Genomic DNA, 18,462 nt, shown 5'->3' with positions numbered 1-18,462 from the left:
CTCCTAAAAATGGATTGCCGCTCTTTAAAAGGCCGGCGGCGTCAGCAGCAGCCCGGTGGTCTCCTCCAGCCCAAACGCAAGGTTCATGTTCTGGATGGCCTGCCCGGCCGCGCCCTTGACCATGTTGTCAATGGCCGAAATGGCAATGAAGGTATGGGTGCGCGGGTCCATATGCAGCGAAATATCGCAGTAGTTGGAGTACCGCACATTTTTGATATCCGCCACGCGGCCCTCCGGCAGCAGACGGATAAAGGGTTCGTTTTGATACTGCGCCTCGTACACCCGCCAGATTTCTTCCAACGATGCATCGCAGCACAGCTTCGCATAGCAGGTCGCCAGAATGCCCCGGTTAACCGGCAGCAGGTGCGGCACAAAGGTCAGATGCACCGGCTGTCCCGCCACGTGGGAAAGGCTCTGTTCCATTTCCGGCGTATGGCGGTGCGACGCCACTTTATACGCGGAGAACCCCTCATTCAGCTCCGGATAGTGCGTGTTCTGCGTGGGTTTGCGGCCCGCGCCCGTCACGCCGGACTTGCAGTCCGCAATAATCCCCTCCGGCTCGATTAAACCGTTTTTCAGCGCCGGAGCCAGCGCCAGCGGCACCGCCGTGGTGTAGCAGCCCGGATTGGCAATCAGCTTTTTCCCCCGTATGTTTTCCCGGAACAGCTCCGGCAGGGCATAAACCGCCATGTCGTGCAGCTCCTTGTGGACATATTCCCCTCCATACCAGGTCTTGTAATCGTCCTCGCTCTCCAGACGAAAATCCGCCCCCAAGTCGATGAACACCTTGCCCGCATCGTAGCAAGTCTTCGCCATCTCCTGTGAAAGGCCGTGGGGCAGCGCCGCAAAAATTACGTCGCTCTGTTCCACAACCTCTTCCTGTGTGCCGCACTCCTTGTCACAGATGTGGTAATAGGCGGGGTACACCTCGCTGAGCTTCTGCCCTGTAAAACTGACTGAGCTGATTGCCGCCAGCTCCGCCTGTGGATGGCCTGCCAGCAACCGCACCAGCTCCGCGCCCGCATATCCTGTGGCGCCTACAACGCCCGCTTTGACTGTCATATCATTCACCCTCATTTTTGATCCTGCTTCGGCGGCGCGGAAGGGACACCGCCCTTTGCCACAAACCGCTTCATGCGCACTTTGTAAACGCCCTCGTCAATCAGTACGCCCACGCACAGACCGACCACCGGGCCCATAATATACTGTTCGATCAGCGCGCCCACCACAAAACCGAGAAGGATACAGACAATCATCCAAAAGTATCCCTTCTGCGGCTCCACGGGTTTCATGTCGCGCAGCTTGTTCATCTTTTTCAGGCCAATTTCCTTTTTCTGACTCATCGCTGCTCACGCTCCTCCGCGTACGGCCATTTAGCCGCTTGCATCAGGCCCAGGACGCGTTCCGCTTCACGCTTCACGTTCTCCGGCGCCGGCCCGCCCGCCACCTTGCGCCCGTTGACGCAGACATCCAGCGAGATCGCCTGATACACATCCTCGCCGAAGAGCTCGTGGAACTCGCGGTAAACTTCCAGCGGGAGCGTCTCCAGCGTCAAATCATTTTCGATGCAATGGGCGACAATTGCGCCCGTCGCTTTATAGGCGTCGCGGAACGGCAGGCCCTTGCCCACCAGATAATCCGCGCAGTCCGTCGCGTTGATAAAGCCTTTCGCCGCGGCCCGCCGCATATTCTCCGGCAGAACCTTCATGGTGTCCACCATCGGCACAAAGGCCGTCAGGCACATATGTAATGTATCCACCGCATCAAATATGGCTTCCTTGTCCTCCTGCATATCCTTGTTGTACGCAAGGGGCAGGCTTTTCATCATCGCCAGCAGCGTGGTCAGGTCGCCGATCACGCGCCCGGTCTTGCCGCGCACCAGCTCCGCGATGTCCGGATTCTTCTTTTGCGGCATGATGCTGGAGCCGGTGGAAAACGCGTCGTCCAGCTCAATGAATTTGAATTCCCAGGAACACCAGAGGATGATCTCCTCTGAAAAACGGGAGAGATGCACCATCGCGATGGCGATCGCGGAGGCGATTTCCATACAGAAATCGCGGTCGGACACGCCGTCCAGGCTGTTGTGTGTATAGTCGTCAAAACCCAGCAGCTTTGCCGTCATGGAACGGTCCAGCGGGTACGTGGTTCCCGCCAGCGCGCCGGAACCCAGCGGACAACTATTCATGCGCTTGACCGCATCCGTCAGGCGGGCCAGGTCGCGCTGGAACATCTCGGCATACGCCATCAGGTGGTGGCCGAAGGTAATCGGCTGCGCGCGCTGCAAGTGGGTGTATCCCGGCATGACCGCGCCCGCATATTCCAACGCCTTATGGCAGAGGACCTCTATCAGCTCATGCAGCTGCTCATACAGCATCCCGCACTGCCCCCGCAGGTACAGGCGGTCGTCCAGCGCCACCTGGTCGTTGCGGCTGCGGGCCGTGTGCAGCCGCTTGCCCGCGTCGCCGACGCGCGCGGTCAGCTCGCCCTCCACAAAGGTGTGGATGTCCTCGGCCTCCATGTCGATGGGCAGCGCCCCCGACTCAATGTCCGCCAGAATCTTTTCCAGTTCCGCGCAGATGCAGTCCGCTTCGCTCTGCGCGATCACACCGCACGCGCCCAGCATGGTGGCGTGCGCGATGCTGCCTTCGATATCCTCCCGCGCCATGCGGCTGTCGAACGGAATGGAGGAATTAAAATCGTTTGTCTTTTTGTCAAGCTCCTTGTGGAACCGTCCTGTCCAAAGCTTCATGCGTCCATACACTCCCGATTCTTATGTAGTGGGGCCGCCGCCCTCAAAAAATGGTATACTCAGTATAGCACGATTCCTACCGACAAAAAAGCGGCATATCCGCCGTTTTGGCCGCTGTTCTCCAAAAATAAACACAGAGCCAGAATTTATGCCAAGAGCCAATGGCAGAAATTCTGGCATCTATCACTTTTACTGAGGTGAAGCAAATGCTTTATGAACGAATCCGCGCTTTGCGGGAAGACAAGGATTGGACCCAGCAGCAGGTTGCCGACCTGTTGTTCATCAACCGGCGCACCTATGGCGCCTATGAAAACGGGGTCAACGCGATGTCTCCGGATATCCTGATCCATCTGGCAAAACTTTACAACACCAGCGTCGATTATCTTCTTGACCTGACAGACGATCCCAGGCCGTATAAGCGCAAATAAATTACTTGCCGGCCGGCCAGTTCTTCTTCGCCATCGCGCGCACCTTGATCGGCAGGCCGAACAGGTTGATGAAGCCGGCGGAATCCGTCTGGTCATAGCAGTCGTCCTCATCAAAGGTCGCCATGTCCGGATTGTACAGCGTGTACGGGGAGGTAACGCCCGCGTCGATGATATTGCCCTTGTAGAGCTTCAGTTTGACTTCGCCCGTCACGGTCTCCTGTGTGCTGTCCACAAACGCGGAAAGCGCCTCGCGCAGGGGGGTGAACCATTCGCCGTCATATACCAGGTCGGCAAACTTGATCGCAATGCTCTGCTTGTAATGGTAGGTCGCTTTATCCAGGCAGATCTCCTCCAGCTTGTTGTGTGCATGGTAGAGGATCGCGCCGCCGGGCGTCTCATACACGCCGCGGGACTTCATGCCCACCAAGCGGTTTTCCACGATGTCCGCGAGACCGATGCCGTTTTCGCCGCCGAGCTGGTTCAGTTTGGCAACCAGATCCACCGCGCAGAGCTTCTGGCCGTCCACGGTGACCGGAACGCCTTTTTCAAATCCGATGGTGACATAGGTGGGCTTGTCGGGCGCCTGCTCCGGGGATACGCCCAGCTCCAGGAAACCTTCTTTATTGTACTGCGGCTCGTTCGCCGGGTCCTCCAGATCGAGGCCCTCATGGGACAGATGCCACAGGTTCTTATCCTTGGAATAGTTGGTCTCTCTGGTAATCTTCAGCGGGATGTTGTGCGCTTCCGCGTACTCAATCTCCTCATCACGGGACTTGATATCCCAGATTCTCCACGGCGCGATAATCTTCATCTCCGGCGCAAACGCCTTGATGGTCAGTTCAAAACGCACCTGGTCGTTGCCCTTGCCGGTACAACCGTGGCAGATCGCATCCGCGCCCTCGGCCTCCGCAATCTCTACCAGTCTCTTCGCGATGATCGGACGCGCGAAGGAGGTGCCCAGCAGGTATTTATTTTCATACACAGCGCCCGCCTTGATGGTCGGGAAAATGTAATCCTCGACAAACTGTTTTTTCAGGTCGGCGATATACAGCTTGGAAGCGCCCGTCTTTTTGGCCTTCTCCTCCAGGCCGGTCAGCTCGCTGCCCTGCCCAACGTCCGCGGCAACCGCAATGACTTCACAGTTGTTGTAGTTTTCCTTCAGCCACGGAATAATGATGGAGGTATCCAATCCACCGGAATACGCCAGAACCACTTTTTTGATATTGTCTTTATTTGCAGTCTGATTTGTCATTTTCATTGCCCCCGTTATTGTTGTTGTGTTTTATTATACGCTGTTTATGCAAAAAATCAAGTGTTTTATGTATAAATATTCACGTTATCCCTATTCCATAAATTGACAGCCTTCGCGCTTCCGAACCTTGTATGATGTTCACAGTTTTTCCAAAAGATGGCCTGCAAACGGATTTACAGCCCATTCCCTTCATTGTAGCTGTCCGGAAGATTCAGGGAAAGCTCCGCGGTGCCATGCAGCGCCTCGTCTCCGACCAAGAGCAGCCGGTAGTCCCCTTCTGAGAACGTCATATCCAGCAAATCGTCCACGTCTTCGTCCGCTCCGATCTCGGCCAGTACCTGCAATTCGTCCTTGTCATGGATTAACACCAGCTTGAGCCTGCCTTCCTCGATTTGCATCTTATATTGGATGGTGACTTCTTTTTCTTCCGTCACCTCCGTATAGAAATATTGCTGTTTTCCATGCAGCTTATCAAAGCTGATGGTCACCGCGCTTGCATCGTCGTCCAGCTCCGGCTGCGCTGTGATCTCCTCCACCGATATACTCTCAAACCAGCTGCATATTTTTTCATCGTCGTCGTATACATCTTTTCCCCCGCTTCCCGCAATGCGGAAATTGGAGTAGCTGCCGTGAAAGTCCGGCCCCAATTTGTCAAACACGGAAAACGGGTTGACAGAAGCCGCGCATCCGGTCAGCAAAAGACAGGCCGCCAATATGGCGGCCATCATTTTCTTCATAGCAGTTTCCTCCTGTCAACTGGAAAGCGAATCAACCGACAAACTGTTTCCGCGGTCGATGGAGATTTCCGCTTCACCGTTCTTCACCTGGTCGCAGACCAAAAGCAGGCGGCTTGTCCCCTCGCCGAACGCGCAGGGAATCTCACTGTTGAGCTCCTCCGTCCCCACCGTCTCCGCGATCGGGAACGCCTGGCCTTCCAGCACCAGCATCAGCTTCATGCTGCCCTCGCCCGCTTTCATGCGGTAGGACACCGTATGGTCCTCCCATTCGGTGACTTCCATTTCAAAAAGCTGCTGCTTGCCGTTGAACGTATCAAAGCTCATGGTCACTTTACTCGTATCCTTGTCCGCTTTGCCGTCCATTTTAATCTTTGTCGCGCTGAAATCGTCCTGATCCGAAACAATTTTGGCATCGTCGTTGTAGACGCCTTCCCCGCCGCTGCCGATTTGATAGGAATCGGCGGTGGAATTGAACGACTGTCCTCCGGCGCAGCCTGTGAGGACCAGACAAAGCGCCAAACCCATGGCGATCATTTTTTTCATAGAGACAACTCCTCGTATCATGATTTCATAAATCTGCATGCCAGCAGATGTTCTTCTTGCATTATAACAACCGCGCGGAACAAAAACAAGCCGCAATCCCCAAAATTCCGGTTCCTACGGCTTGTCACGCGTGCTATAATGGGGGTATATCCCAATCTTTTACAATCGGAGGCGGTTTTATGAACGGTTTTCAACCGGTAGAAATCAAAGACCTGCAATTCAATCCCTTTACCCTGATCGACAAGGAATGGATGCTCGTCACCGCGGGCAACGCGCAATCATACAACACCATGACGGCCAGCTGGGGCGGTCTGGGCGAGCTCTGGAAGAAATACGTATCGTTTGTTTTTATCCGCCCACAGCGCTATACAATGGAATTTGTCGACCGGGAGGACTGCTATTCCCTCTGCTTCTTCGACGAAAGCTTCCGCAAGGCGCTCTCCTTCTGCGGCAGCCACTCCGGGCGCGACTGCGACAAAGCCGGGGAAACCGGCCTGACGCCTGTCTTTGACGAGACGGCGCCGTATTTTGCGGAAGCAAAAATGGTCTTCATCTGCCGTAAGATGCACAAGCAGGCCATTGACCCGGCGGGCTTCATCGATCCCACCGTGGACGGGGACTGCTATCCCGGCAAAGACTACCACCAGATGTTTATCGGGGATATTGTCAAGGTGCTGGTCAAAGCGTAAAGCGTATGCAAAGAACCTGTAGATACCAAATCGCACAAAGAAACAGCTTTTTATAAGAGAAAACGCCTTTGAAAATGGCCTGTTGATTCACAGCCAGATTCAAGGGCGTTTTTGTATATTTTTTTATTACATGAAGAAAATCATCAGATTTTCCACTTCTAAACGTAACAAAAAATCCTTTCCTATCAGGTCAACCAGGAAAGTGCTCGGGAACTGAGAAAACACAACTATTTTTTATAAAGCCACCTTACAACGGGCCTTAATCCCCAGCATACGCTGGGGAAACAAGAAAAGTTCAGGAAACAGCTCTCTGCTTTACAAACAGCAATATCACTCGTTCCCACTCGCTCTTCTCAGGAACAAGAGTTCCGTTCTCTGCGGAGAACGGCCAAAGGCGCTGCCTTTGGAAACCGCCGCTTTTCAGAAAAGCGGAAAAACACGTTCAAAGCAATATCCTACAAGGTTGACAATGCAGGGCTGTTTTGCAACGCGACCATTTCGTCAATTATGATACAGACCTTTATCTTTTAAAACACCACGTATTCTTTCACCAGGTCCAGCAGCACCGGATTAACCTGCGCGGTCAGACGCAAACCATCTCCCGTATACTCCTCTTCCAATACGCTGCCGTCCTTGCGCAGCCGCGCCGCCAGCCCGCTCTGGGCAAACGGAAGCAACAAATGAACCGTCGTCGTCTTGACCGGCAGGTTTTCCTCGATGGCATCCAGCAGTGCGTTCAACCCGCGTCCGGTCTTCGCGCTGATCCGCACCGCGTTGCCGATCATCGGCAGGTCGTGCAGCGAAGGCACCAGGTCGCACTTGTTCAGCACCGGGATGATCGGCCTGCCGCCGCAGCCGAGTTCCGTCAGCAGGCTGCGCGTAACGTCCAGATGCACCTGCGCTTCCTGGCTGGACGCGTCGCACACATTCAGGATGATATCGGCCAGTGCCGCCTGCTCCAGCGTGGAGCGGAACGCGTCAACCAGATGGTGGGGAAGCCGCCGCACCAGGCCGACGGTATCAATCAGCATCACGGTGGTTCCGTTCGGCAGTTTCAGCGCGCGGGCGGTCGGGTCCAGCGTGGCAAACAGCATGTCCTTCGCCAGCACGCCCGCCTGCGTCAGCGCGTTCATCAGCGTGCTTTTTCCCGCGTTGGTGTAGCCGACCAGCGCCACCGTGATCACACCGTCCTTCTGCCTGCGGCGGGTGATCTGTCCGCGCCGTTTCTCCACCTCTTCCAGCTGTGCCTTCAGATTGGAAATCTTTCGCCGGATATGCCGGCGGTCGGTTTCCAGCTTACTTTCTCCCGGGCCGCGCGTGCCGATGCCGCCGCCCAAACGGGAAAGCGCCACACCCTTGCCGCTCAAACGCGGCAGCATATATTTCAGCTGCGCCAGCTCTACCTGCAGCTTTCCTTCGCTGCTTTTGGCCCGCGCGGCGAATATATCCAAAATCAACATCGTGCGGTCGATGGTTCGCACGTCGCTGATATTCTCAATGTTCCGGATCTGTGTCGGTGAAAGCTCACAGTCAAACACCAGCAAATCCATCTCATAATTTTTGCAGAAGGAGGCGATCTCCTCCATCATGCCGGACCCCACACAGGTCGCTGTATCCGGCGAGGGGCGCTTCTGCGTCATCGCGCCCGCGGGCTCCGCGCCCGCACTGCGCACCAGCTCATAGAGCTCTGCCAGAGAAGCCTCCGCGTCGTATGCCCCGGTATCCACCGCCACCAGTAAAGCGCGTTCCGGCCTCTTTTCATTATCTGTCAGTTCCAACCATGCAACCCCTTCCCAGATCTCCCTGCTATTTCTCTTATTCTACAACAAGCGGCAAAAGAATGTCAATTCTTCTGTTCAGCGGAACGCCACATAGAGATACTGCGCCGCCGTCCGGTTCAGGTTTTCCGCCGTCCCGTCCGCCGCGGGCGTTCCCTGCGTCTGGTGGACGGTCATCGCCGCCCCTGCCAGAGACAGTGTCCGCGTCCCGCCCTGCTGTGTGGCAAAGCCCACGTTTTCCAACCGGCACTGCCGGCTGCTGTCGTATCCCTGCACCGGCGCGTCCGCCATAAAAACCAGCACGGCTTTTGGAGAAAACGCGAGCGTCACGGTCCTGCTTGCAGCGCCGTTGCCCGCATACGTTCCCACGACCGGCCCATTCAGGATCAGACGGTCCGCGTCGGTCAAATGCTTGTCCGTGTCGGCAAAATGTTCGGTCAGCAGCGCGTCCAGCGTGTCGTTATCTGCCACAAAGTCGCTGCGCATCGGCTTGTCCGTCCCCTGCCAGCGGTTCAGGCCCAAACTTGTCTTTTGATTGGTAGGCATATTGATTCCTTTCCACCCTCCGTCAGAGCTCTAACAGCAGATCTTGATACCGGTCGATTGCATCCCAGTCCAATCCAGCCGCATCCATCTCCTGAAAAGTCCGTTCGGCACGGTCAATAGTATTCCAAAAAATTGTTCGAAAATCCAAAATGGCGGGCAGATGCGCGGGCAAAAAATTTTGTACGCGCCGCGCACGTGCCATCCGTTCCGCCGGTTCGCCCTGTTCCGAGCGGTCGTTCCAATAAATGCGCTGTTCCGCATCCTCCACCAGCTCCATGGACAACCCAAGCGACGTAAAAAACCTATTATAAAAGGCGGGCGTATTGTTGTTGGAGGTCACCGCGCCGTACAGGAGCAGTGCGTCCCGCCGCTCCTGTACCGTCTTTCCCACCGCAGAAAGGCCGAACTGCGCCTCTCTTTGCATCAGCCCCTCCCGTTCCGCCGTCGGGACAAAGCTTTCCTTCCGCAGCGCTTCAACCTGCTCCGCCAGTCCATGCAGTCCGGCGGCGTAGGCGTCCAGCTCCCGGTCCGCCAGCGTTTCCCCGGTCAGCGCATAGAGGCCGGTGGAACGCAGTGCTTTCTTCATGCTGTCCAGCGCATTCATGTTCCGGACCCTCCCCATGATTGCACGCTGACCGTCCCCAATACCGCAAGCTGGTCATTCAGCATGGGGCGGTCCAGTGTAGAGTTACTCAAAAAAAGATAGTTTCTCAACACACCTGTATCAAAGAGCCGCGCGCCCAACGCCGCCGTCAGCACGCCGTCCCCGACGCCCAGACCGTTGAAATAGTCCTTTGCCGCCTCTTTTACCGCGGCTTCCGCTGTTTCATAGGCGACGCCCTCCTTCTGCAAAATCCGCACAGAAACATTGCAGGAAACCGTCCGCGCCGCGGCGACGTGAACCTTCACGTCAATTTCCCGCAGTGCGTCGATCCGTTCCTGTACAAGCCGCACCGTCTCCGCATTCGCCGCCGCGCCCTGCGCGCCCAGATAGACGCTCACCGTCCCCGCTCCGTTTTCCCGGGGGACCACGCCGGCGGAAAAAACACCATCTGCTTGCATTGCCTGTTCCCGGTAAAAGGCCGCGTTCGTCCCATTGGGAAGGTCCGCGTAACAGCGCAGCAGGCGTTTCCGCAATTCCGCATCGGTTTCCGCGTCCTGCCCGCCGGTAAACGATTGCAAATTTGTCACAGACTCCAGGCTCGGCGGCGGTGTAACCAGCACCGTCACCGTCCCTGCCGCTGCGTTGCCGCTCCGGCCGCCTGTTTCCGCGCGGGCCGGAACGGTCACCTCCGTCTGTCCGGTTTTCAGCACAGCCTGTTCCGTCGTCACAAACCGCACCTGTCCCGCTGTCGCGCATACGGTCCCCTGTTCAATCACTGCATTGTACCAGAGCGGTTTCTCCCGCCGGAACGTCAGGCTTCCCGCGGCGATTTGCGCGGGTTTGCGGGTCAAACCGCGCTCCGCCGCCCGCAGGTCCAGCTCCTCCCCCTGCGCGGTCTGCGCAAAGGTCTGGCGCTTGAGCCACTCCACCGCCGCCGTCAGAGAGTACAACTCCCCTGCCAAAACCCGCATACGGATTCCAATATCCGACGCGTCGTCCGCCGAATAGCCCGCCAGCGCTGAAAATCGCTCCTGCATGCGGGATAAAATGGCTTCGTATGTATCCATTAAAGCCGCACCTCCACCACCGATTCTCCGCCCGACCACGCGAGCGCAACGGACACCGTCAGCGGTTCCTCAACACTGCAAACGGCTTTGTCCACACGCAACTGTGGCAATCGTTTCAGCGCCTCTTGCGCCATGGTCAGAGCCAGCGCGTCGTTGCCATCGTCCCCCGCATGGAGGGTATACAGCCGGCTCCCCAGCTCCGGCTGGTACGGAAACCGCCCGAGCGGCACACGCAGGCGGATCTTCGCCCGCTGCAAAAGCTCGTCCACCCCGTCGATCTGCCTTGGGAACCCATTCGCGCCAGCCGCAAAATCGCCGTTTTCCAATGCCGTATCCATTATTCCGCCCCCTTCGCCGCAAAGGTCTGGCCATTAATGACCACCTCGCCGCTGTTTTTCAGTTGGATGCATGCGCCGCCCTCGGAGAACAGCAGCAGTTCTCCCGGCTCCAGCTCTGTATCGTCCACGACCGCGCCCGCGCAAACCATCCCCTTTGTACTCTCCACCAGCACCGCCCGCGCCGCGTCCGGCGGCCGGTACGCAATGCCCCACGGCGCAATCAGTGAAAAGTCCCGGTATTCGCTGCGGCCCTGGGCGGCGGAACCGCCTGTCACCGTGGCCAAATCCGCCGCAGGCCGCTTTTGCGTCTGTTCCGCCATTTTTTTAGATAACCACATCCGATGTTCCCCTTTCCCGCAACGTCATGCTTGTCGTTTCTCCCGACGCCGTTAACCGGTACATCCACGCGGCGACCTGTAAGCCCGCACGCCGGTCATCGCCCAGCTCAACAGAAGCTTCCGTCCCCAACGGAACTTCCACCAGGCCCGGACAGACAACACGTACCGCAAACGCCTTTTGACGCGCCTGATCCAAAAGCCGGCGCGCCTGTTCCGCATCCGCCGCGCTCAAAAAGCGCCTGCGCTGCACACCGCGCGCAACCGCTTCGCCGTCCCGGAGCACCATATTGTAATCCCCGGCTTCGCCCGCGCGCAGCCGTACCTCGGAAATCCGCTCGTAATCATTCCACCGCAGTTCCAGCTCCGTAAACGGCACGCCGCCCCGGTTGGAAAACCGCACCGATCCGGCCTGCCCCTCTCCGGAAGCGTCCAGCCGGTCCCCGCGGAGCACCGGCTCCACATGGAGGAACTGCCGGCAGAAGTCCCGCAGCGCCTGCCATTCGCTGACGCCTTTTTCCACCGTGTACGCGCCGCCGAATACTTCGTCCCGGCCCACATAGCCGGAAAATCCATAAGGAGCGGCATGACGTTCGAACAGTACTTTCAATGACGGCATATAATACGTCTGCGGCAGTGCTTCGTTATCCAACAGCAGCGCCGCGCGGCTGCGGGCGACGACCTGCCGGGTCGCGCCCGTACCCGTGTATTTCCAAATCTGTTCGTCAACCATTCCGTCGAACGCCATCCGGTTTTCTGTATCCCAACAGCGGATGCCCGCCAGCGTCTCCCAGTCTCCCTCCGCGGGAAAAAACACTTCCAAGCCGTCCGCCGGCGCCTCTTCCTCCCGCTGCAAGCGGAGAGACAGCGGCGCGGGAAGCGGCAGCGCCACGCCGTCCGGCGTGATTCCCACACAGTTCAGCACAGCGCCACCTTCATTCCCTCCGGCAGCCTGTTCGGCCACATCACCTGCGGATTGCGCGCCAGCAGGTCGTCCACCGTCGTAGAAAATCGGTTTGCCAGCTCCCACAGCGTTTCCCCGTCCGTACACACATAGCTTTTTTCCTGCAAAATGCCGTCCGCCTGCGCTTCCATCTCATCCTCCACAAACAGGAAGCTGTAGGAAATTGTGTTCGGCCGCGCTTCTCCCAGCATCTGCAAGGAAGCAAATACCGCGCGGAACGGCGCGGTTCCGGGAACGCACAGCATCCCGCCGCCGCCCTCCCGGAACACAGCCGCCAGACGGTCGAACGACGCCGTGCAGTCCTTTCCCCAAAAGACGCCCTTGCCGGTGACTGTGCGCCTGCGGCTCCCATAGTCCTGTAAACGCTCGCCCGCGTACGGCATTGGCAGCCGTTTGATATTCCGTTCATATTCCAGCCGCAGGGTTTCCGGATTGCTTTTCCAAACATAGTCCTTAAAGCGCAAAGCCTGCCCGCTGACACTCATGCTTTTTCTTCCTCCAGTTCCCTCGGGTACCGCCGCACGTCGCGTTCCAATTGTTCAGAAAGCTGCTCCGCGCGGTCCATTTGTTCCTCCTGCATGTTACTCCTCCGTGCAAAGGGCCGTTTCCCCCTCTCCGTGCAGGACCGCCCAAACATAAAGCTCCTCGCCCGCAACAGTTTCCACACCGCTGCGGGCCGTCACGTAAGAGCCCTCCGCCGTGGCGATCACATCGCCCGCCACGGGTTTCTGATCGGGTGTCCCGGTGTACAGGTATTCCATCGGCGCCTTGTCATTTTTTAAGCCGATCGGGCGGATCAGGGCGTACGCCGTTCCCTCTTTGACCCGCGCCTCCTGGCCGTATTTTTCCAGCAACAGCCGGATCAGTTCGCGCCTTGTCACTGCGTCATCCCTTCCTCAAATGCGTTCAAATACAAACCCCTCATCCCGCAGGTACGGCGCGGCGGCGGCTTCCGCCTCTCTCCAGAGCTGCCGGGCCATCGCCACATCCGTCCCGCTTTTGGTCACGCGCACCTCTCCCGCGGCAAACCCTGTCTCCACACCCACTGCGGTGCGGAACAGGGACCAACGGTAAAAAGCAAGCGCCGCCGCCGCGGCTTCCAGCGCCCGTGCCGCCGCATAGCTTTCGCCCGGCTTCGCCAACGCCTCAAGCTGTTCCTTCGCCTGATCGCAGAAGGAACGGTATTTGTCCGCCCGCCGCTCGTCAAGCTCCGCCATCAGCGCAAATTGTTCCAAAATCTTTTCCGTCTCCATCGCACGCCCCGTCCGTCACACTCAGGAGGCTTGATAGTGAAGCGTTTTCACAGCTCCGTCAAAGATTTTGGCAAAACCGGCGATCGCGCTGATCGCCGTGCGCTCCAGCTGGCGGTCGATCAGCCGGTCGGAATCGGTCGTCACGCCGCCCGCTTGTACCATTTCGAGCGCGCAGGTTTTGTCCAGACCAATCACGCCCTTTGCCGCAAGGGCCGGCACATGCAGCAGGTTTGCGCCCAGCGGCGTCACCATTTTGCCCGTGCCCTGAAAATTCAGTCCGGCCTGTGCGTCGCGCATCTCCGTCAGATTCAGCACCTGCTGCATTGTCTCCGTGGACGCCAGCAGGGTGTTGAGCTGATACGGGGCCAGCTTGCCCCACAGGGAGACAAGCGCCGCGTAATCCACCGCATTGCCTGCGGTCCCCACGTTCTCCGCCGCGGAGGAACCGCCGCCGTCCCCATTGACCAGCACGTCCACCGCATCGTTGAGCTGCGCTCTTGCAATATATGCGCCGATCTGCCGGAGTGTGACAGTGAACAGGTCCAGCTTCTGGAAACGGAGCGCCTCGTAGGAGGCCACCAGCATCCTTCCGCGCTTGTTCAGGCGCACCAGATGATCCTTCGTTGTCACCAGTGTCTGCGGAATTGCCGCGCCCTCCGCCACGGGCTTGAGTCTTTTGTCGTCCTCCGCCGGCTCGGAAGTCAGTGTGCGGTAATCCATCCCGTTGATGTTCGTCACCGTCGCCACGATGTGCGGTAGCAGGTCCGCCTGTTCCATGCCCTGGCGCACCGCGCGCGTCACATACTCCGGGAACAGCGCCGCGGAGTCTCCCGTCTGGAAAAATTTCTCCACCAGGTCGGAGGCCGGGCCGCTCACACGGATGTCAAAGCGCTTCAGCTGGCGCTGATACGCATCCAGGCCCTCCAGCGGCGTGCCCGCATAATGTTCCGAACGGTCCAGTTCCTCCAGCGCCTGAGTAAAACTTTTTCCCGGCGCGTTGTACATGCCCTTTTCCAGTTTCAGCTGTTCAAAATGTTCCATCATTTCTCCTCCTTATGCCAACAGGATGCCGCAGGTGCCCGCGGGATCGTCCACATCCGTCACCAGCAGCAACCTGCCGCTGGCCTCTGTCTGCACCTTGCCCGTGCCGTCCGCGTTGATCGTCTGATACCCCACTGTGGGTTTTGTTCCGGCGTACGGCGCCTGCATATATCCCGCCGTCTGAACCGCCGCATAGCCGCCGCGCACGGAAAGCGCCACGCCGCAGAATTTATCCTTCGCCGCGCACGGGGACACCGTCCCGTTCGCACTGATTTTGACCGGCATTCCCGCCGTTACATTGCCGGAGACCTGAAACGTCGCGACGTTTTCCCCGTACCCTCTCAAAGAAATATTCATATGTACCTCCCTTAAATTTGAAACGCCCGGTTTTCCGCCGGGGATTCTTTTTTCTGCGCGCCCGCCAGCTGCGGTGCAAGCGGCAGCGATTGTTCCGCTTTGCCGCGGAACGCCTTTTCAAACGCTTTCAAGTCTTCCAGACTCATGGATTCCGCCGCGCGCTGCATTGCCTGCACAGGAAATCCCGGTTCCGCGACGCTGCACAGCCGCACCACGCTTTTCTCCAGATCTTCACGGTACTGTCTGCCGCAGGCGGCCTCTTCCCAGAGCCGCTGCACCTCCCGGCGGAGTGCGGAGCGCTCCTCAAAATCCAGCACCAGTTCTCCTTCGCCGTCCAGGCTCTTTAAAATATCTTCCAAATTCCGATTCCTCCTCTCACCGTACTGCTTGAGTACGCCTGCTTCCCGCTGGGCGGGCACCGCTACAAACGACCATTCATAGGCGTCCGTCGGCTCGTCCAGCACCGTACAGCATACGGCTTCCCCATACGATTCTCCTTTTTTATGGCCGCAGTCCTTCTTCCTGCGATCCGCGCCACAGATAGAACACACCGCCTTTGCCACCGCACAGCCCACACTGACCTCTTTCTTGATGCCGCTTTCCAGCTCCAGAATCAGATCCGCGTTTTTTTCGCTGCACGGCAGGTACGCCTTCGCCACCAGGCGATGATAACCTTCGCCCGCGCGGGTCTTACGTCCCGGAATCGGTTCCACCCGGCAGTCGTAAATGCGCGCCGCCTGGTTTTGCGTCTGCGGGTTATGATTAAAAATCCCCGTTTTCCCCAAAAACAAACTGCTCAGCTGATGCAGCGCGCCCACTGTGAACCGTTCCCAGTCCCGGTCTATCTCGTTATCGCAGAGCGCCACGGAAAAGGTATACAGCTCCTCTTCCTGGAACGGCCTGCGGGTATACCGGTTGATCTGTTCCAGCTCGTCCGCCGCCAGCGCGCCGCCTTTCAAAATAACGCCGCCTGTCTCTTTCATGCGCCGTCCTCCTTCTGCAATTGCTCTTCGATCTGCAAGGCGCGCGCATTCATCAGGCGCGCGTTCGCCATGTCCACCTCATCCTGCAAGGTGATGGTGTTCCAGTCGATCGTATACCGCGGTTCCAGTCCGCGCAGGCGCATCCACAGGGAACAGATTTTCCCAATCACCGGGTTGAGCACCCTGCGGTAGGCTTCCAGCTCGCTGGTCAGAATATCCGCCTGCTGGCTGGACATGCGCTCTGTTGAAGACCAGGACAGGCCCAACAGGAACGGCGGCAGCCCCAGCTTGGCCACAATCTCCTCCAGCATCTGCCGCACCGGGACGTTGCTGTCGAGAATCTGCACATCCGACCCGATCGCCCGAATATTGACGTCGCCCACCGCCACAAAGTCGCGGACGCTGTTTTTCTGCATGGCGCCGCTCCATTCCTGTGCGATCTGTTTGGCGCGGTCCTTCGCAAAGGCGCGGTCCGCCGCGTCGCCCGTCGGTTTGTAGGTCACGGCAAATCGCACATTGCCCACGCGTTCCCAGTTCGTCCCGATAGTCTGATAAATCTGCATCAGGATCCCGCTGACAAACGGCAACCCGTGCAGCAGGGACACGCCCCGCGCACAGCCGGGCGGCGGGTCCAGCGCGGAAGCCAATACCAGTTCCGGGTAGGCCACCGGCACACAGCCGCCCGCCTCCCGCCGGCAGATGCACAATTCCAACGGCGCGGTTTCCCGCAGCTCCACGTCGTCCAGCGACGCGTTGTACAGCGCGCCGATCTCCCCACCCGCTGTGAGCACAACTTCCCCCACCGCGTTTCCATAGGTCAGCAGCTGGGAAAGATAGGTGTTCAGGAAACTCTGTACGCCGTTTTCCAGTGCGTTGACCTTTACTGTTTGTAAAAAACGATTCATTTCATACTCTACGTTTTTATCATCGCATTGGATTGTAAAGCTTCCCACCAAACGCAGGATTTTACCGATCGCCGCGTCGATGATGGGGATGGACTCCCGCAGCGCGGTGTACAGACGTCGTTCCCCTGCTCCGGCGGGGGCGCTGCACGCATATGGCGTCAATGGGTCACGGGGCGCCGTCTGCACCGCCAACCGTTCCGCCTGCCCCATGCGCCTTCGGAACCACCCGTTTTCCTTCTTAAAAATCATCTTTGTTTCCTTTCATCTCTTGACGCTGATTGCGCAGAACGCGTCCGTTTCCCGCGGCAGAGAGGCGACAAAATAGCGGATATCGTCCATCGCGTGGTCGTTCTCCTTGACCGGCGCGTCCTTCCCGGCTGCATCCGCCCAGCGGTACAGGCCGAATTCCCGGATCGCGTCGGCACAGTTGGCACAGATACGCACTTCTCCCTGCTTGAGCGCCACACTGACGCGCCGGATTCCATCCAGCACGTCGTTCTCCGCCGGAAGCACCCGGAACTTATTGTGCCGACGGATGGTCTCCATAAAGCTCGCCGCGGAGGGGTCCACGATTACGCACGAGACCGCCCGCCCTTCGCAGAGCGTCTCCAACCCCGCATAGTGCTCCTCGTCCGTGCGCTGCAAGCCCTCGCGGCGGGAGTCAAAGTAATACTCGTCCACCCGGTACCAGACGCCGTTTTTGCGTCCCCACAGTCCGAACGAAGCGGGGTTTACCGTGCCGTAGTCGCAGGATACGCGGTATTCCTCCAGCCCCGTCGGTACAGGGCAAAACATCGCCTCTGTCAGGAACGGATACACCAGCCCCTGCGCCGCTGTCCACTTTCCCAGCACAAACCGTTCGTAGAACGCACCCGCGTACAGCGTTTCGTAGCGCCGCCGCATCTCCCGGCTCAGGGACGGATTGTCCTCCATCGTAAAATGCAGGTAAAACGCATTTTTCCGTCCCGCCTGCAAAATCCACTCCCGGTAAAACCAATGCTGCGGATGCTCCGGATTGCAGTTAAACCAAAACCGGGACCCTTCCACGGAACACCTCGCCAACGCCTGTTCGACAAACGACCGCGGCATCAACGCCACCTCGTCAAACAGTACGCCCGCCAGCGTCACGCCCTGGATCAGCGCGGACGACCCCTCGTCCTTTCCGCCGAACAGATAGAAGCGGTTCCGATGCCCGCCGCACGAAAGCTCCAGACAGTTTTCGCTTTGCCGCATGGCGCAGGCAAAGCCAGCCTGCTGCAAAACCGGCAGAAGAGTCGTAATCAGGTTGCGCTTAAGCGACCGAATCGTCCTGCCGCAAAAGGCAAACGACCGCCCGTCAAAACGTGCGCAGGCCCACGCCGCGAACCCGATGCCCATGCAGAGCGTTTTTCCGCTGCGCACCGCCCCGTCACAAATGATTGCGTCACAGCGGCTGTGCGGCCCGCCCGGCATCCACCAGCACATAGCCTGCAACTGTTTTTCTGAAAATGCATCAAGCATGGCCTTCATCCTTTTTCAGCGCTTCCGCCCCGGCTTGCAAGGCGTCGTACAGCGCAAACTGTCCCGCCTCCGACTCCATGCGTTCCAGGCATTCCAGCGCTTTAATACGGTCGTAAAATATAATTTCCATCCCGCCCGACGGCGGCCTGCGGATTTCCGCAACGTTAAATAGATTCATATGCGCCAGCTCCGCCGGGTCCGGCTGGTCGAGAAACAGCAGCCGCACCGCGTCTTCGATGCCGCCGAACGCCAGCAGCTCATATCCGCCTTTCACCCGGCGCGTGGATTTTTTCTTCCTGATGCCGTTTTTTTGAACGTCCAAATAATCCCTCCTTTCAGCTTTCCGGCGCACAACCGCCGTTTTTTGCCCGAACCAGCAAATATTACAAAAAA

At 58.3% G+C, this 18,462-nt stretch carries 24 protein-coding genes; 2 read left to right on the top strand and 22 right to left on the bottom strand.

Annotation, left to right across the window (positions count from 1 at the left end):
* Positions 1 to 24: 24 nt before the first annotated feature.
* Genes argC through argH form a run of 3 tightly spaced genes read right to left on the bottom strand, consistent with a single transcriptional unit; the run spans position 25 to position 2,749 of the window.
* Positions 25 to 1,062, bottom strand: coding sequence for an N-acetyl-gamma-glutamyl-phosphate reductase (gene argC / locus BN2106_RS03045; RefSeq protein ID WP_050697104.1), 1,038 nt, complete (start codon positions 1,060 to 1,062; stop codon positions 25 to 27).
* An 11-nt stretch (positions 1,063 to 1,073) separates the two neighbouring features.
* Positions 1,074 to 1,343 carry a YoaK family protein gene (locus tag BN2106_RS03040; RefSeq protein WP_050697103.1) on the bottom strand — a complete coding sequence of 90 codons (270 nt, stop codon included), beginning with the start codon at positions 1,341 to 1,343 and terminating at the stop codon, positions 1,074 to 1,076.
* Positions 1,340 to 2,749, bottom strand: coding sequence for an argininosuccinate lyase (gene argH / locus BN2106_RS03035; RefSeq protein ID WP_050697102.1), 1,410 nt, complete (start codon positions 2,747 to 2,749; stop codon positions 1,340 to 1,342). Before argH ends, BN2106_RS03040 begins: the two co-directional genes overlap by 4 nt.
* A 206-nt stretch (positions 2,750 to 2,955) precedes the next feature.
* Between argH and BN2106_RS03030 the strand changes: the two genes are divergently transcribed.
* Positions 2,956 to 3,177, top strand: a complete 222-nt coding sequence (locus tag BN2106_RS03030; RefSeq protein WP_050697566.1) for a helix-turn-helix domain-containing protein — start codon at positions 2,956 to 2,958, stop codon at positions 3,175 to 3,177.
* A 1-nt stretch (position 3,178) separates the two neighbouring features.
* On the opposite strand, the gene BN2106_RS03025 is transcribed toward BN2106_RS03030, so the two are convergent.
* From BN2106_RS03025 to BN2106_RS03015, 3 genes are all read right to left on the bottom strand, one after another.
* Positions 3,179 to 4,429: an argininosuccinate synthase gene (locus BN2106_RS03025; protein WP_050697101.1), complete on the bottom strand. Its 1,251-nt coding sequence runs from the start codon at positions 4,427 to 4,429 to the stop codon at positions 3,179 to 3,181.
* Between the two features lie 173 nt (positions 4,430 to 4,602).
* Positions 4,603 to 5,166, bottom strand: a complete 564-nt coding sequence (locus BN2106_RS03020; RefSeq protein WP_050697100.1) for a hypothetical protein — start codon at positions 5,164 to 5,166, stop codon at positions 4,603 to 4,605.
* A 15-nt stretch (positions 5,167 to 5,181) separates the two neighbouring features.
* Entirely contained in the window at positions 5,182 to 5,709 is a 528-nt protein-coding gene (locus BN2106_RS03015) for a hypothetical protein (protein ID WP_050697099.1), read from the bottom strand.
* A 179-nt stretch (positions 5,710 to 5,888) separates the two neighbouring features.
* On the opposite strand from BN2106_RS03015, the gene BN2106_RS03010 reads away from it, so the two are divergent.
* Positions 5,889 to 6,398 carry a flavin reductase gene (locus BN2106_RS03010; protein WP_050697098.1) on the top strand — a complete coding sequence of 170 codons (510 nt, stop codon included), beginning with the start codon at positions 5,889 to 5,891 and terminating at the stop codon, positions 6,396 to 6,398.
* Between the two features lie 527 nt (positions 6,399 to 6,925).
* Here BN2106_RS03010 and hflX read toward each other — a convergent pair.
* The 16 genes from hflX to BN2106_RS02930 form a co-directional block, all read right to left on the bottom strand.
* Complete coding sequence (gene hflX / locus BN2106_RS03005) at positions 6,926 to 8,176, bottom strand: GTPase HflX (RefSeq protein WP_050697097.1); 1,251 nt, start codon at positions 8,174 to 8,176, stop codon at positions 6,926 to 6,928.
* A 78-nt stretch (positions 8,177 to 8,254) separates the two neighbouring features.
* On the bottom strand, positions 8,255 to 8,722 hold the full coding sequence (locus tag BN2106_RS03000; protein ID WP_050697096.1) for a hypothetical protein: 468 nt from the start codon (positions 8,720 to 8,722) through the stop codon (positions 8,255 to 8,257).
* A gap of 22 nt (positions 8,723 to 8,744) precedes the next feature.
* A complete protein-coding gene (locus BN2106_RS02995; protein ID WP_050697095.1) occupies positions 8,745 to 9,326 on the bottom strand; it encodes a hypothetical protein in 582 nt (193 codons plus the stop codon).
* Positions 9,323 to 10,393 (bottom strand): baseplate J/gp47 family protein, encoded by a 1,071-nt coding sequence (locus BN2106_RS02990; protein WP_050697094.1) that lies wholly within the window; start codon positions 10,391 to 10,393, stop codon positions 9,323 to 9,325. The genes BN2106_RS02995 and BN2106_RS02990 overlap by 4 nt, the downstream gene beginning before the upstream one ends.
* Positions 10,393 to 10,731 carry a hypothetical protein gene (locus BN2106_RS02985; protein WP_050697093.1) on the bottom strand — a complete coding sequence of 113 codons (339 nt, stop codon included), beginning with the start codon at positions 10,729 to 10,731 and terminating at the stop codon, positions 10,393 to 10,395. The genes BN2106_RS02990 and BN2106_RS02985 overlap by 1 nt, the downstream gene beginning before the upstream one ends.
* Entirely contained in the window at positions 10,731 to 11,069 is a 339-nt protein-coding gene (locus BN2106_RS02980; RefSeq protein WP_050697092.1) for a hypothetical protein, read from the bottom strand. The genes BN2106_RS02985 and BN2106_RS02980 overlap by 1 nt, the downstream gene beginning before the upstream one ends.
* Entirely contained in the window at positions 11,056 to 11,991 is a 936-nt protein-coding gene (locus tag BN2106_RS02975; RefSeq protein ID WP_050697091.1) for a hypothetical protein, read from the bottom strand. The genes BN2106_RS02980 and BN2106_RS02975 overlap by 14 nt, the downstream gene beginning before the upstream one ends.
* On the bottom strand, positions 11,985 to 12,515 hold the full coding sequence (locus BN2106_RS02970) for a LysM peptidoglycan-binding domain-containing protein (RefSeq protein ID WP_050697090.1): 531 nt from the start codon (positions 12,513 to 12,515) through the stop codon (positions 11,985 to 11,987). The genes BN2106_RS02975 and BN2106_RS02970 overlap by 7 nt, the downstream gene beginning before the upstream one ends.
* A 96-nt stretch (positions 12,516 to 12,611) precedes the next feature.
* Positions 12,612 to 12,911 (bottom strand): hypothetical protein, encoded by a 300-nt coding sequence (locus tag BN2106_RS02965; protein ID WP_050697089.1) that lies wholly within the window; start codon positions 12,909 to 12,911, stop codon positions 12,612 to 12,614.
* Positions 12,912 to 12,926: 15 nt separating this feature from the next.
* Entirely contained in the window at positions 12,927 to 13,283 is a 357-nt protein-coding gene (locus BN2106_RS02960; protein ID WP_050697088.1) for a hypothetical protein, read from the bottom strand.
* Positions 13,284 to 13,304: 21 nt separating this feature from the next.
* Positions 13,305 to 14,324, bottom strand: a complete 1,020-nt coding sequence (locus BN2106_RS02955; RefSeq protein ID WP_050697087.1) for a phage major capsid protein — start codon at positions 14,322 to 14,324, stop codon at positions 13,305 to 13,307.
* Between the two features lie 12 nt (positions 14,325 to 14,336).
* Entirely contained in the window at positions 14,337 to 14,681 is a 345-nt protein-coding gene (locus BN2106_RS02950) for a hypothetical protein (RefSeq protein WP_050697086.1), read from the bottom strand.
* Between the two features lie 11 nt (positions 14,682 to 14,692).
* Positions 14,693 to 15,664: a hypothetical protein gene (locus BN2106_RS02945; RefSeq protein WP_050697085.1), complete on the bottom strand. Its 972-nt coding sequence runs from the start codon at positions 15,662 to 15,664 to the stop codon at positions 14,693 to 14,695.
* The gene (locus BN2106_RS02940; protein ID WP_195891769.1) at positions 15,661 to 16,818 is read right to left on the bottom strand and encodes a serine/threonine protein phosphatase; all 1,158 of its coding nucleotides are present in this window, start codon (positions 16,816 to 16,818) and stop codon (positions 15,661 to 15,663) included. Before BN2106_RS02940 ends, BN2106_RS02945 begins: the two co-directional genes overlap by 4 nt.
* A gap of 12 nt (positions 16,819 to 16,830) precedes the next feature.
* Positions 16,831 to 18,069, bottom strand: coding sequence for a PBSX family phage terminase large subunit (locus BN2106_RS02935; RefSeq protein WP_050697084.1), 1,239 nt, complete (start codon positions 18,067 to 18,069; stop codon positions 16,831 to 16,833).
* Positions 18,062 to 18,391 carry a hypothetical protein gene (locus tag BN2106_RS02930; protein ID WP_154666408.1) on the bottom strand — a complete coding sequence of 110 codons (330 nt, stop codon included), beginning with the start codon at positions 18,389 to 18,391 and terminating at the stop codon, positions 18,062 to 18,064. Before BN2106_RS02930 ends, BN2106_RS02935 begins: the two co-directional genes overlap by 8 nt.
* Positions 18,392 to 18,462 lie beyond the last annotated feature (71 nt).

The sequence above is a fragment of the Anaeromassilibacillus senegalensis genome (assembly GCF_001261775.1).
Lineage (GTDB): Bacteria > Bacillota > Clostridia > Oscillospirales > Acutalibacteraceae > Anaeromassilibacillus > Anaeromassilibacillus senegalensis.
The sequence above is the reverse complement of the archived record's forward strand: the minus strand, read 5'-3'. Positions and strand labels throughout refer to the sequence as shown.